Annotated in this window: 22 protein-coding genes; all 22 read right to left on the reverse strand. The window is 35.3% G+C overall.

Going from position 1 to position 10,927, the window contains the following annotated elements; all coding sequences use genetic code 11:
• Window positions 1-29: 29 nt before the first annotated feature.
• Window positions 30-1,307: a preprotein translocase subunit SecY gene (gene secY / locus DW1_RS12505; RefSeq protein WP_074350962.1), complete on the reverse strand. Its 1,278-nt coding sequence runs from the start codon at window positions 1,305-1,307 to the stop codon at window positions 30-32.
• Window position 1,308: 1 nt separating this feature from the next.
• Window positions 1,309-1,752: a 50S ribosomal protein L15 gene (rplO, locus tag DW1_RS12510; protein WP_074350963.1), complete on the reverse strand. Its 444-nt coding sequence runs from the start codon at window positions 1,750-1,752 to the stop codon at window positions 1,309-1,311.
• 27 nt (window positions 1,753-1,779) lie between these two features.
• Window positions 1,780-1,956 (reverse strand): 50S ribosomal protein L30, encoded by a 177-nt coding sequence (gene rpmD, locus DW1_RS12515; RefSeq protein ID WP_074350964.1) that lies wholly within the window; start codon window positions 1,954-1,956, stop codon window positions 1,780-1,782.
• A 12-nt stretch (window positions 1,957-1,968) separates the two neighbouring features.
• A complete protein-coding gene (gene rpsE, locus DW1_RS12520) occupies window positions 1,969-2,475 on the reverse strand; it encodes a 30S ribosomal protein S5 (protein WP_074350965.1) in 507 nt (168 codons plus the stop codon).
• A gap of 17 nt (window positions 2,476-2,492) precedes the next feature.
• Window positions 2,493-2,861, reverse strand: coding sequence for a 50S ribosomal protein L18 (gene rplR, locus DW1_RS12525; RefSeq protein WP_074350966.1), 369 nt, complete (start codon window positions 2,859-2,861; stop codon window positions 2,493-2,495).
• 17 nt (window positions 2,862-2,878) lie between these two features.
• Window positions 2,879-3,418, reverse strand: a complete 540-nt coding sequence (rplF, locus tag DW1_RS12530; protein ID WP_074350967.1) for a 50S ribosomal protein L6 — start codon at window positions 3,416-3,418, stop codon at window positions 2,879-2,881.
• 40 nt (window positions 3,419-3,458) lie between these two features.
• Window positions 3,459-3,857: a 30S ribosomal protein S8 gene (rpsH, locus tag DW1_RS12535; RefSeq protein ID WP_074350968.1), complete on the reverse strand. Its 399-nt coding sequence runs from the start codon at window positions 3,855-3,857 to the stop codon at window positions 3,459-3,461.
• Between the two features lie 32 nt (window positions 3,858-3,889).
• Window positions 3,890-4,075, reverse strand: a complete 186-nt coding sequence (locus DW1_RS12540) for a type Z 30S ribosomal protein S14 (protein ID WP_074350969.1) — start codon at window positions 4,073-4,075, stop codon at window positions 3,890-3,892.
• 18 nt (window positions 4,076-4,093) lie between these two features.
• Window positions 4,094-4,636 (reverse strand): 50S ribosomal protein L5, encoded by a 543-nt coding sequence (gene rplE / locus DW1_RS12545; protein WP_074350970.1) that lies wholly within the window; start codon window positions 4,634-4,636, stop codon window positions 4,094-4,096.
• Window positions 4,637-4,665: 29 nt separating this feature from the next.
• Window positions 4,666-4,974, reverse strand: a complete 309-nt coding sequence (rplX, locus tag DW1_RS12550) for a 50S ribosomal protein L24 (RefSeq protein ID WP_074350971.1) — start codon at window positions 4,972-4,974, stop codon at window positions 4,666-4,668.
• Window positions 4,975-4,989: 15 nt separating this feature from the next.
• Window positions 4,990-5,358: a 50S ribosomal protein L14 gene (rplN, locus tag DW1_RS12555; protein WP_074350972.1), complete on the reverse strand. Its 369-nt coding sequence runs from the start codon at window positions 5,356-5,358 to the stop codon at window positions 4,990-4,992.
• A 30-nt stretch (window positions 5,359-5,388) separates the two neighbouring features.
• The gene (gene rpsQ / locus DW1_RS12560; RefSeq protein ID WP_074350973.1) at window positions 5,389-5,643 is read right to left on the reverse strand and encodes a 30S ribosomal protein S17; all 255 of its coding nucleotides are present in this window, start codon (window positions 5,641-5,643) and stop codon (window positions 5,389-5,391) included.
• Window positions 5,644-5,669: 26 nt separating this feature from the next.
• The gene (gene rpmC, locus DW1_RS12565; protein WP_074350974.1) at window positions 5,670-5,873 is read right to left on the reverse strand and encodes a 50S ribosomal protein L29; all 204 of its coding nucleotides are present in this window, start codon (window positions 5,871-5,873) and stop codon (window positions 5,670-5,672) included.
• Window positions 5,863-6,306, reverse strand: a complete 444-nt coding sequence (gene rplP / locus DW1_RS12570; RefSeq protein ID WP_074350975.1) for a 50S ribosomal protein L16 — start codon at window positions 6,304-6,306, stop codon at window positions 5,863-5,865. Before rplP ends, rpmC begins: the two co-directional genes overlap by 11 nt.
• 26 nt (window positions 6,307-6,332) lie before the next feature.
• On the reverse strand, window positions 6,333-7,001 hold the full coding sequence (rpsC, locus tag DW1_RS12575; protein WP_074350977.1) for a 30S ribosomal protein S3: 669 nt from the start codon (window positions 6,999-7,001) through the stop codon (window positions 6,333-6,335).
• Window positions 7,002-7,019: 18 nt separating this feature from the next.
• Window positions 7,020-7,355, reverse strand: coding sequence for a 50S ribosomal protein L22 (rplV, locus tag DW1_RS12580; RefSeq protein WP_074350979.1), 336 nt, complete (start codon window positions 7,353-7,355; stop codon window positions 7,020-7,022).
• A gap of 21 nt (window positions 7,356-7,376) precedes the next feature.
• Window positions 7,377-7,661 (reverse strand): 30S ribosomal protein S19, encoded by a 285-nt coding sequence (gene rpsS / locus DW1_RS12585; protein WP_074350981.1) that lies wholly within the window; start codon window positions 7,659-7,661, stop codon window positions 7,377-7,379.
• Between the two features lie 78 nt (window positions 7,662-7,739).
• Window positions 7,740-8,570 carry a 50S ribosomal protein L2 gene (gene rplB / locus DW1_RS12590; protein WP_074350983.1) on the reverse strand — a complete coding sequence of 277 codons (831 nt, stop codon included), beginning with the start codon at window positions 8,568-8,570 and terminating at the stop codon, window positions 7,740-7,742.
• A gap of 31 nt (window positions 8,571-8,601) precedes the next feature.
• On the reverse strand, window positions 8,602-8,895 hold the full coding sequence (gene rplW, locus DW1_RS12595; RefSeq protein WP_278335762.1) for a 50S ribosomal protein L23: 294 nt from the start codon (window positions 8,893-8,895) through the stop codon (window positions 8,602-8,604).
• Window positions 8,892-9,515 carry a 50S ribosomal protein L4 gene (rplD, locus tag DW1_RS12600; protein ID WP_074350987.1) on the reverse strand — a complete coding sequence of 208 codons (624 nt, stop codon included), beginning with the start codon at window positions 9,513-9,515 and terminating at the stop codon, window positions 8,892-8,894. The genes rplW and rplD overlap by 4 nt, the downstream gene beginning before the upstream one ends.
• Before the next feature lie 24 nt (window positions 9,516-9,539).
• Entirely contained in the window at window positions 9,540-10,172 is a 633-nt protein-coding gene (gene rplC, locus DW1_RS12605) for a 50S ribosomal protein L3 (protein WP_074350989.1), read from the reverse strand.
• Between the two features lie 90 nt (window positions 10,173-10,262).
• The gene (rpsJ, locus tag DW1_RS12610; protein WP_074350991.1) at window positions 10,263-10,574 is read right to left on the reverse strand and encodes a 30S ribosomal protein S10; all 312 of its coding nucleotides are present in this window, start codon (window positions 10,572-10,574) and stop codon (window positions 10,263-10,265) included.
• Window positions 10,575-10,927: the final 353 nt, after the last annotated feature.

Raw genomic sequence — 10,927 nt, forward strand, 5'->3', positions numbered from 1 at the left:
TCATCTCCAAAGGTTGTATTTATAATATACTATTTTAAGAATCCTTTGTAGTGTCTCATCATCATTTGAGCTTCTATTTGCTTCATAGTCTCTAGACAAACACCCACAACAATTAATATCCCTGTACCACCAAAGTGGATGTTTAGCTTTATAATAGCTTCAAGTACTACTGGCAATGTTGCTATGATTGCTAAAGCTACTGCGCCAGCAAACGTCACTCTTGAAATAACTTTACTTAGGTAATCTGAAGTTGGTCTTCCTGGTCTAATTCCAGGTATAAATCCACCATGTTCTTTTAGGTTATTTGCATACTCAACTGGATTAAACTGTACTGCTGTATAGAAATATGTGAAGAAAATTATTAGTAATATATTTAGTATGGAATATATCCATGCTCCAACAGCACCATTTAATGTAAAGTAATTTGTAATGAAAGCTGCAAATTTACCGTTAGGATTTAAGAACATTGCTAAAATTTGGGGAAATTGTAGTAATGATGTAGAGAAGATTACAGGAATTACTCCTGCCATCAACACTTTTATAGGAATATGTGTGCTTTGGCCACCATACATCTTTCTTCCTACAACTCTTTTAGCATATTGAACAGGTATCTTTCTAGTACCCTCTTGTATAGCTATAACACCAACTATTATAACTAAGGCTACTATTAAGAACCCAATTATTTCTAAAACTTTTTCTCCTGCCAATACTAATTTAAACATATTGATTAATGCGCCAGGCGCTCTTGAAATGATACCGACAAATATAATAAGAGAAATACCATTTCCAATACCTTTTTCAGTAATAAGCTCTCCTAGCCACATTAAAAATGCTGTTCCAGCAGTTAATACTAAAACAATTACTGCTACTGGTAGAAATTCTTTACTAATAAGAGCTCTGTTAAAAAATCCAACACTAATACCAATTGCTTGGACTAGAGCAAGGATAATTGTACCATATCTAGTGTACTCAGCGATTTTCTTTCTTCCTTCTTCGCCTTCTTTTGCTAGAGCTTCTAAGCTTGGAATAGCAATTGTCAATAACTGTATAATAATTGAAGCAGTTACATATGGGTAAATATTAAGAGCAAAAATCGTAAAATCTTTAAAAGCTCCCCCAGCCATTAAGTTTAGAAAATCTAGCATTCCCCCAGAGCTAGCAGCAAACATAGAATCTATAACAGTCCTGTCTATTCCAGGTACTGGAATACTAGAGCCTAATCTAAACACTACAAGCATGGCAAATGTGAATAATATTTTCTTCCTTAAATCAGGAATTTTCCATGCGTTCCTTAAAGTGGATAGCATTTTAGATCACCTCTACCTTTCCCCCATTAGCCACTATTTTTTCAGCAGCTGATTTGCTGAATTTGTGGGCTTTAACAGTTAATTTTTTGTTTAATTCACCATCACCAAGTATTTTAACTCCATCTTCAAGCTTTTTGATGATGCCTGCTTGAATAAGAAGTTCAGGTGTTACTTCTACATTATCTTCAAATATATTTAAATCATCAAGGTTAACTATTGCGTATGTTTTAGCAAATATATTTGTAAAACCTCTCTTAGGTAATCTTCTATATAATGGCATCTGTCCACCTTCAAAACCTGGTCTTACTCCACCGCCTGAACGAGATTTTTGTCCTTTTTGTCCTCTACCAGCAGTTTTTCCTTGACCTGAACCAGTACCTCTACCTAATCTTTTAGTCTTTCTGCTGCCGCCACCTTGATTTGGTCTTAATTCATGTAGTTTCATGGTTGCACCTCCTCTTATCAAAAAGTTCTACTCAATAACTTCAACCATATAATTAACTTTTTCTATCATACCTCTAATTTGAGGAGTATCTTCTTTTTCTACTATTTGACCTATTTTCTTAAGTCCTAAGGCCTGTATAGTTCTTTTGTGAGCCTCTATCCTACCGATTGGGCTCTTTATTAGTTTAATTTGAATTTTAGCCAAGGTATTTCCCCCCTAACCTAATAACTCTTCAACAGTTTTTCCTCTAAGTCTAGCAACATCTTCTGCTCTCTTAAGTTGTTTTAGAGCTTCCATAGTTGCATTTACCATGTTTCTAGGATTATTGGAACCTAAGGATTTACCTCTTAGGTCTCTAATACCTGCAAGCTCAATAACTGCACGTACAGGACCTCCAGCTATAACTCCAGTACCTTCTGAAGCTGGCTTTAGTAACACCTTTCCTGCTCCAAACTCTCCTACTGTTTCATGAGGAATTGTTGTACCTACTGTTGGTACTGCTATTAAATGTTTTTTAGCATCTTGTACTGCTTTTCTAATAGCTTCTGGAACCTCTTGGGCCTTAGCCATACCTACTCCTACATGCCCATTTTCATCTCCTACTACTACTAGTGCACTAAATCTAAAGTTTCTACCACCTTTAACAACCTTAGTTACACGATTTATACTAACAACTCTTTCTTGTAAATCTAATTCGTTAGCATCTATACGACCATGTTGCATTATTTTCCCTCCTTCATTTAGAACTTTAATCCGCCTTCTCTTGCTCCTTCTGCAAGTTCCTTAACTCTTCCGTGATAAATATATCCGCCTCTATCAAATATAACTTCTTCGATGCCTTTTGCTAGAGCTTTTTCTGCTACTAGTTTTCCAACAGCCTTAGCAGCCTCTTTGTTGCCAGTCTCCCCTAGCTTTCCTTTTAGTTCTTTATCGAGTGTAGAAGCAGACACTAAAGTTCTTCCTGCTTTGTCATCGATTATTTGCGCATATATGTGATTTAAACTTCTATACACATTTAATCTTGGTCTCTCAGGAGTTCCAGTTACAGTCTTTCTGATTCTTAAATGCCTTTTTTGTCTTTTTACATTACTATTTACTTTTTTAAGCACCTGTTTTCACTCCTTTCCTACTTACCTGTCTTTCCTTCCTTGCGTCTTACATTTTCGCCTTCATATCTTATACCTTTACCTTTATAAGGCTCTGGTCTTCTCCAGTCTCTAATAACTGCAGCATAGTTTCCAACCTGTTGCTTATCTATACCCTTAACAATTATCTTGTTAGGTGCTGGTACCTCTACTTCTATACCTTCTGGATCCTCCATTTCAACTGGATGAGAAAATCCTAGGTTAAGTACTAGCTTTTTACCTTGTTTTTGAGCACGATAACCTGTTCCTATGATCTCAAGGCTTCTAGTATACCCATTAGTAACCCCTTCGATCATATTAAATAATAATGTTCTTGTTAAGCCGTGTAGTGATTTGTGTCTCTTTTGTTCTGTTGGACGAGACAAATGAATCACATTATCTTCTATATTAATTTTAATCTCTTTATCAAGCTGTTGTTCAAGTTTTCCTTTTGCGCCTTTAACTACTACATAGTTGTTTGCATCAATTTTTACTTCTACGCCACTTGGTATAGTTATCGGCTTTAAACCTATCCTTGACATGACTTATACCTCCTTTTCCATTAAATCAGTCTTTTATCTATTACCAAATGTAGCAGATTACTTCTCCGCCTACGCCTTCTTTTCTTGCTATTTTATCTGTTACAATACCTTTTGATGTTGAAAGAACTGCTATTCCTAGTCCGCCCAATACTCTAGGTATCTCATCACTTTTTACATAAACCCTTAAACCTGGTTTAGATATTCTTTTAATACCAGAAATTATTTTCTCATTATCTTTTCCATATTTAAGTTGTATTCTTAGAATACCTTGTTTTCCATCTTCTATTACATCAAATCCTTTTATAAAACCTTCTTCTAAAAGGATGTTAGCTATTGATTTCTTCATATTTGAAGCTGGGATATCCACAGTCTCATGTTTTGCATTATTTCCGTTTCTTATTCTTGTAAGCATATCTGCAATTGGATCAGTCATCACCATTCGAGTCTACCTCCTTCCATTTTAACAATCTATTACCAGCTCGCTTTTTTTACTCCAGGAATCTGTCCCTTGTAAGCTAGTTCTCTGAAGCAAATACGGCAAACTCCGAACTTTCTTAGGTAAGCATGTGGTCTTCCACAAATCTTGCATCTGTTATATTCCCTGGAGCTGAATTTCTGCTTTCTGCTTTGTTTAACTATCATTGATTTTTTAGCCACTCTTTTTCGCCTCCTCTTTTACTTTCTAAAGGGCATTCCCATAAGTGCTAAGAACTCTTTCGCTTCCTCATCAGTTTTAGCTGTTGTAACTACGATTATATCCATTCCTTTTATTGAATCAACCTTATCATATTCTATTTCAGGGAATATTAGCTGTTCTTTAATTCCTAAAGCATAATTTCCTCTACCATCAAAAGATGTACTTGATACTCCTCTAAAGTCCCTAACTCTTGGTAGTGCTATATTCATTAGCTTGTCAAGGAACTCATACATCTTATCTCCTCTTAGAGTAACCTTTGAACCAACTGGCATACCTTCACGAACTTTAAAGTTTGCTACAGATTTCTTTGCTCTAGTTACTATTGGTTTTTGTCCTGATATAATACCTAGCTCTTCTACAGCTGATTCTAACAATTTTGGGTTATCTCTCGCTTCTCCAAGCCCCATATTTATAACTATTTTTTCAAGCTTAGGAACTTCCATTATATTATCGTATTTAAATTTTTCCATTAATGCTGGAATAACTTCATTTTTATATTTATCTCTAAGGCGTGTTGCCATTTTGTAAACCTCCCTTCAACTGTAGCTTATTATAAAACTTCACCACATTTTTTGCAGACTCTTACTTTATCACCGTTTTCTAAAACTTTATATCCAACTCTAACGCCTGTCTTATCTTTATTACAGTATAACATCACGTTTGACACATGAATTGGTCCTTCTTGGTGTATTATTCCACCTGGTTGCATTTGTCCCTTTGGTTTTTGATGCTTTGTAAGCATATTTACACCTTCTACAATTACTCTATCTTCCTTTGGCATAGCAGTAAGAATTTTTCCTTTTTTTCCTTTATCTTTACCTGAAATAACTACTACTGTGTCACCTTTTTTAACATGCATTGTCTACACCTCCTCTTATAACACTTCAGGTGCTAGTGATATTATCTTCATGAAGTTACCTTCTCTTAATTCTCTTGTAACTGGTCCGAAAATACGAGTACCTATTGGTGATTTATCATCTTTTATTATAACAGCTGCATTCTCATCAAATTTAATGTAGCTTCCGTCTTGTCTTCTAACACCTTTTTTACTTCTAACGATTACAGCCTTAACTATATCTCCTTTTTTAACAACACCACCTGGTGTTGCACTTTTAACAGTAGCTACTACTACATCGCCTATGTTAGCATATTTTCTACGTGTTCCACCTAAAACTTTTATAATCAATAATTCTTTAGCTCCAGAATTATCTCCGACTTTCATACGTGATTCTTGTTGTAACATTTATTACCCTCCTTTCGTCGATACCAAGGATTATTTTGCTTTCTCTATTATCTCAACTAGTCTCCATCTTTTTTCTCTACTTAATGGTCTAGTTTCCATTATCTTAACTTTATCGCCTATTCGGCATTCATTGTTTTCATCATGTGCTTTAAATTTTGTAGTTCTTTTAACCATTTTTCCGTATAAAGGATGTGCTACAAATGTTTCAATGGCAACTACTATTGTCTTATCCATTTTGTCGCTAACAACTCGACCTATTCTAACCTTCCTATTACCTCTTTCCATTAGGTTGGCCCTCCTTTCCCGTTAAGCTATGCGTTAATCTGTTTTATTTCTCTTTCTCTTATTATTGTCTTAACACGCGCAATATCTTTTCTAACAGATTTAATTCTCATTGGGTTATCAAGCTGTCCTGTAGCTAATTGAAATCTTAAATTAAACAGTTCAGCCTTTAAATCGTTAAGTTTGTTATCAAGTTCTTGAGCAGTCATTTGACGAATTTCATTAGCTTTCATTAGCTTCACCACCCTCTTCAATTACATCTTGTCGAGTGACAAATTTAGTTTTAATCGGTAATTTATGTGCCGCTAGTCTCATTGCCTCTCTAGCAGTTTCTTCTGGAACTCCTGCCATTTCGAATAATACTCTTCCTGGTTTAACTACTGCTACCCAGTATTCTGGTGAACCTTTACCAGAACCCATACGAGTTTCAGCAGGTTTTTGAGTTATTGGCTTATCCGGAAATATTTTTATCCAGATCTTACCGCCCCTCTTAACATATCTTGTCATCGCTCTTCTTGCTGCTTCTATTTGATTGGATGAAATCCAAGCTGGTTCTAATGCTTGCAATCCATATTCACCGTAAGAAATCTTATTGCCTCGAGTAGCTTTACCTGTCATTCTTCCTCTTTGTACTCTACGGCGTTTTACTCTTTTAGGCATTAACATATTAACTTCCTCCTTCCTACACTACTTTATTTCTCAGCAACCTCTTCTTTTTGTTCTACCTTTGCAGTAGGAAGAACCTCACCCTTGTATATCCAAACTTTAACACCTAGCTTTCCATATGTTGTGTCAGCTTCTGCAAATCCATAGCTTATATCTGCTCTTAAAGTTTGAAGAGGTATTGTTCCTTCACTATATCCTTCTGTTCTAGCCATATCTGCACCACCAAGTCTTCCAGATACAGCTGTTTTAATTCCCTTTGCTCCTGATCTCATAGTTCTTTGAATAGCTTGCTTCATAGCTCTTCTAAAAGATACTCTTCGCTCAAGTTGGCTTGCAATATTTTCAGCAACTAATTGTGCGTCTAACTCAGGAACTTTTATTTCTTCAACGTTCACAGTTACATTTTTCTTAGTTAACTTCTCTAGATTTTTTCTTAGCTCTTCTACTCCTTGACCGCCTTTACCTATAACCATACCTGGTTTAGCAGTGTTTACAGTAACTTTAACTCTATTAGCTGCTCTTTCTATTTCAATTCTTGATATTCCAGAAGTAAACAATTGTTTTTTTACAAACTCACGTATTTTATTATCTTCTACTAGAAGATCTCCGAACTGTCTACTATCAGCATACCATTTTGAATCCCAATCTTTTATTATACCTACTCTCAATCCATGTGGATTAACTTTTTGACCCATCTGTTTATCCCTCCTTTTCTATTCTCTCTCTCTTAGTACGATTCCAATGTGACTTGTTCTTTTTAGAATTGGATACGCTCTACCTTGTGATCTCGGTCTCCATCTCTTTAGCGTAGGTCCTTGATTACCGTAAGCTTCGTGCACATATAGTTTTTCTCTATCCATATCAAAATTATTTTCAGCATTTGCAATAGCTGAACTAAGAACTTTCTCTAACTCTTTAGCGCCTCTCTTAGGTGTGAATTTTAAGATAGCAAGTGCTTCATCAACGTTCTTGCCTCTTATTTCAGCAGCCACTAAGTTCACCTTTCTTGGTGCAATACGAATATATTTGGCGATAGCTCTAGCTTCCACTCGAAGTTCCCTCCTTCTTACTTACTTTCTAACTGATGTTGTTTTTTCTGAACCTGCGTGTCCTTTAAATGTTCTAGTAGGAGCAAATTCACCTAGCTTGTGACCTACCATGTCTTCTGTTATATATACTGGTACATGTTTTCTTCCATCATGTACAGCTATAGTGTGTCCTATCATTTGCGGAAATATAGTTGAACGACGTGACCATGTCTTAATAACTTTCTTTTCATTTTTAGCATTTAATTCTTCAACTTTTTTTAGTAAATGATCGTCGCAAAATGGTCCTTTTTTAAGGGATCTACCCATTTAAGTTCCTCCTCCCAATGCGATATTATTTGTTCTTTTATAAGCATAAGCCGAGGCCGATTAATCAATTTAAGAAGATTATTTCTTTCTCGCTCTAACGATATATTGATTTGATTTTTTGTTTTTCTTACGAGTCTTGTATCCTAATGCTGGTTTACCCCATGGTGTTACAGGAGATGGTCTACCTATACCTGTTCTTCCTTCACCACCACCGTGTGGGTGATCGTTAGGGTTCATAACGCTACCTCTAACTGTTGGTCTAAAGCCCATGTGTCTCTTTCTTCCAGCTTTACCTACTGTTATATTTTCATGGTCTATGTTTCCTACTTGACCTATTGTTGCTCTACATTCTACTCTAATTAGTCTAAATTCACCAGATGGTAGTTTAACAGTAGCATAGTTTCCTTCTTTACCCATAAGCTGTGCTTCGTTTCCAGCTGATCTAACTAGCTGTCCGCCTTTTCCAGCTTTTAATTCTATATTATGGATTATTGTACCTACTGGTATATTTCCTAATGGTAGTGCATTACCTACTTTAATATCTGCATCTGGACCTGATTCTATTACATCTCCAACTTTTAAACCAAGTGGAGCAATTATATATCTTTTCTCTCCATCAGCATAGTTTATTAATGCAATGTTTGCTGTTCTGTTTGGATCATACTCTATTGCAGCTACCTTTCCAGGTATGCCATCTTTATTTCTTTTGAAATCAATTATTCTATATTTTCTTTTAGCTCCGCCGCCTCTGTGTCTAACTGTAATCTTTCCGTGGGCGTTTCTTCCCGCTTGTCTATTTAAGCTTACAACTAATGACTTTTCAGGCTCTTTTTTTGTTATTTCTTCAAATGTTGAAACAGTCATTTGTCTAATTGCAGGCGAAGTCGCTTTGTATTTCTTGATACCCATTTATTTCCCTCCTCTTACTTGCAATTAAGAATTACATGCCTTCAAAGAACTCTATGCCTTTACTATCTTTAGTAAGGGTAACAATTGCTTTTTTCCAATCCGGTCTTTTACCCTCATGAATTCCTTGTCTTTTCACTTTACCTTCCATAAGCATAGTGTTTACCTTTTCAACCTTTACTCCAAAAATCTTTTCAATAGCATTTTTGATTTCCGTTTTATTGGCTTTTTTATCTACAACAAAGGTATATTTACCTTCTGCCATATCATTCATACTTCTTTCTGTTACTACTGGTTTTCTTATGATGTCGTGTGGATTACGCATTATGCATACACCTCCTCCACTTTTTTAACAGCATCCTTAGTTATGATGAATGAATCGTATTTAAGAATGTCATATACATTAAGAGTATTTGTTAAGCTAGTTTGAACTCCTGGTATATTTCTTGCTGACTTAATTACATTTTCATTCTTTTCAGCCATAACGATTAATGCCTTTTTGCTAGAATTTATGTTCTTTAAGATATTTACCATATCTTTTGTTTTAGGTTGAGTTAGATTTAATTCATCTAATACAATAATTTCTTTGTTTTCAACCTTTGAGCTTAATGCGCTCTTCATAGCTAATCTCTTAACCTTTTTAGGAATAGCATAGCTATAATCTCTTGGTTTTGGAGCAAATACTACTCCACCACCTATCCATTGAGGTGCTCTTATGCTTCCTTGACGAGCTCTACCTGTTCCTTTTTGTCTCCAAGGTTTTCTTCCTCCACCTCTTACTTCTGCTCTTGTTTTAGCTGATTGAGTACCTTGTCTTTTATTTGCAAGCTGGTTCTTTACAGCTTCGTATAAAACGTGTTGGTTTACTTCAACTCCAAATACCGCATCGCTTAACTCTATATCACCAATTTGTTGGCCTGATACATTATATAAAGCTACCTTTGGCATCTAACTTCCTCCTTTCCTAAGAACTTACTTTGAAGCCTTTACAGATTCTTTTATTGTAATTAGTCCGCCTTTTGGTCCTGGAACAGCACCTTTAACTAATATGAAGTTCTTCTCTGCATCTACTCTTATAACTTCTAGGTTTTGTACTGTTACTCTCTCATGTCCCATGTGACCAGGCATTTTCTTGCCCTTAAATATTCTCGATGGAGTAGCTGAACCACCCATTGAACCTATTCCTCTATGATATTTAGAACCGTGTGACATAGGTCCTCTACCTTGGTTATGTCTCTTAATAGCACCTTGGAATCCCTTACCCTTAGATATTCCAGTTGCATCTACTCTATCTCCTGCTGAGAATACATCAGCTTTTATTTCTTGGCCTATTTCATAAGCATCTATATCATCAACTCTAATTTCTTTTAAATATCTTTTAGCTTCTGTACTTGCCTTTTCAAAGTGGCCTTTTAATGGTTTATTAACTCTTTTTTCTTTAACATCACCATAGCCTACTTGGATTGCATTGTAACCGTCTTTTTCTACGGTTTTTTTCTGAACAACTTTTATTGGACCAACTTCGATTACTGTAACCGGAATTACTATTCCTTCCTCAGTAAATACTTGTGTCATTCCAATCTTTTTACCTAATATACTTTTCATCTTTACACCTCCTGAAATCTTACAGCGGATTACACTTTCGTGCAATCATACTAAGCAGAGTGTATTTATTTTAATTCTCTACTTGTATTCTTATAATTTAATTTCAATGTCTACACCTGCTGGTAGATTAAGTTTCATTAATGAATCTACTGTTTTTGGTGTAGGATTTAAGATATCGATTAATCTCTTATGAGTTCTTTGCTCAAACTGCTCTCTAGAATCCTTATACTTGTGAACAGCTCTTAGTATTGTTATGATTTGTTTTTCAGTTGGTAGTGGAATTGGGCCTGAAACATTTGCTCCTGTTCTTTTTGCAGTTTCCACAATTTTTTGTGCTGACACATCAAGAATTTCATGATCATAAGCTTTTAATCTGATTCTTATTTTTTGTTTGTTTGACATTAAAATTCCCTCCTTACTATCGCATGTTTTGATTTACATGCGACAACGAGCGCCGATACACTTAACCGGGTGTTTTGTGGTTTTTTGTGCACAGCTATCCCTTGTCGCCCGAGTCTAAGCCGGACATTCTCCGCAAAAATTCCCTTATTAATTTTTTAATAAGCAACCTCTTGCTTCATCGCATGTCAACTACATACCATAATATTTTATATTATATTAAGCCAAAACTCAAGTACTTTATCTAATTTTTTTCATTTTTTAAGTAATTTTTATGATGTTTATTTTTTTCCAATTTTTTATCATATTAGACATTAAAAGAAGGGGATCCCCCCTCTTTTAATATCTGCATTTAT

Origin of the sequence: Proteiniborus sp. DW1, from assembly GCF_900095305.1 — a bacterium.
In the GTDB taxonomy this organism is placed as follows: Bacteria; Bacillota; Clostridia; order Tissierellales; family Proteiniboraceae; genus Proteiniborus.

Bases quoted from the DNA above. Each gene is read 5' to 3' on its own strand.
- secY (WP_074350962.1), bottom strand. From the start codon at position 1,307: ATGCTATCCACTTTAAGGAACGCATGGAAAATTCCTGATTTAAGGAAG.
- rplO (WP_074350963.1), bottom strand. From the start codon at position 1,752: ATGAAACTACATGAATTAAGACCAAATCAAGGTGGCGGCAGCAGAAAG.
- rpsE (WP_074350965.1), bottom strand. From the start codon at position 2,475: ATGCAACATGGTCGTATAGATGCTAACGAATTAGATTTACAAGAAAGA.
- rplF (WP_074350967.1), bottom strand. From the start codon at position 3,418: ATGTCAAGGATAGGTTTAAAGCCGATAACTATACCAAGTGGCGTAGAA.
- rpsH (WP_074350968.1), bottom strand. From the start codon at position 3,857: ATGGTGATGACTGATCCAATTGCAGATATGCTTACAAGAATAAGAAAC.
- rplE (WP_074350970.1), bottom strand. From the start codon at position 4,636: ATGGCAACACGCCTTAGAGATAAATATAAAAATGAAGTTATTCCAGCA.
- rplX (WP_074350971.1), bottom strand. From the start codon at position 4,974: ATGCATGTTAAAAAAGGTGACACAGTAGTAGTTATTTCAGGTAAAGAT.
- rplN (WP_074350972.1), bottom strand. From the start codon at position 5,358: ATGTTACAACAAGAATCACGTATGAAAGTCGGAGATAATTCTGGAGCT.
- rpsQ (WP_074350973.1), bottom strand. From the start codon at position 5,643: ATGGAAAGAGGTAATAGGAAGGTTAGAATAGGTCGAGTTGTTAGCGAC.
- rpmC (WP_074350974.1), bottom strand. From the start codon at position 5,873: ATGAAAGCTAATGAAATTCGTCAAATGACTGCTCAAGAACTTGATAAC.
- rplP (WP_074350975.1), bottom strand. From the start codon at position 6,306: ATGTTAATGCCTAAAAGAGTAAAACGCCGTAGAGTACAAAGAGGAAGA.
- rpsC (WP_074350977.1), bottom strand. From the start codon at position 7,001: ATGGGTCAAAAAGTTAATCCACATGGATTGAGAGTAGGTATAATAAAA.
- rpsS (WP_074350981.1), bottom strand. From the start codon at position 7,661: ATGGGTAGATCCCTTAAAAAAGGACCATTTTGCGACGATCATTTACTA.
- rplB (WP_074350983.1), bottom strand. From the start codon at position 8,570: ATGGGTATCAAGAAATACAAAGCGACTTCGCCTGCAATTAGACAAATG.
- rplD (WP_074350987.1), bottom strand. From the start codon at position 9,515: ATGCCAAAGGTAGCTTTATATAATGTATCAGGCCAACAAATTGGTGAT.
- rplC (WP_074350989.1), bottom strand. From the start codon at position 10,172: ATGAAAAGTATATTAGGTAAAAAGATTGGAATGACACAAGTATTTACT.
- rpsJ (WP_074350991.1), bottom strand. From the start codon at position 10,574: ATGTCAAACAAACAAAAAATAAGAATCAGATTAAAAGCTTATGATCAT.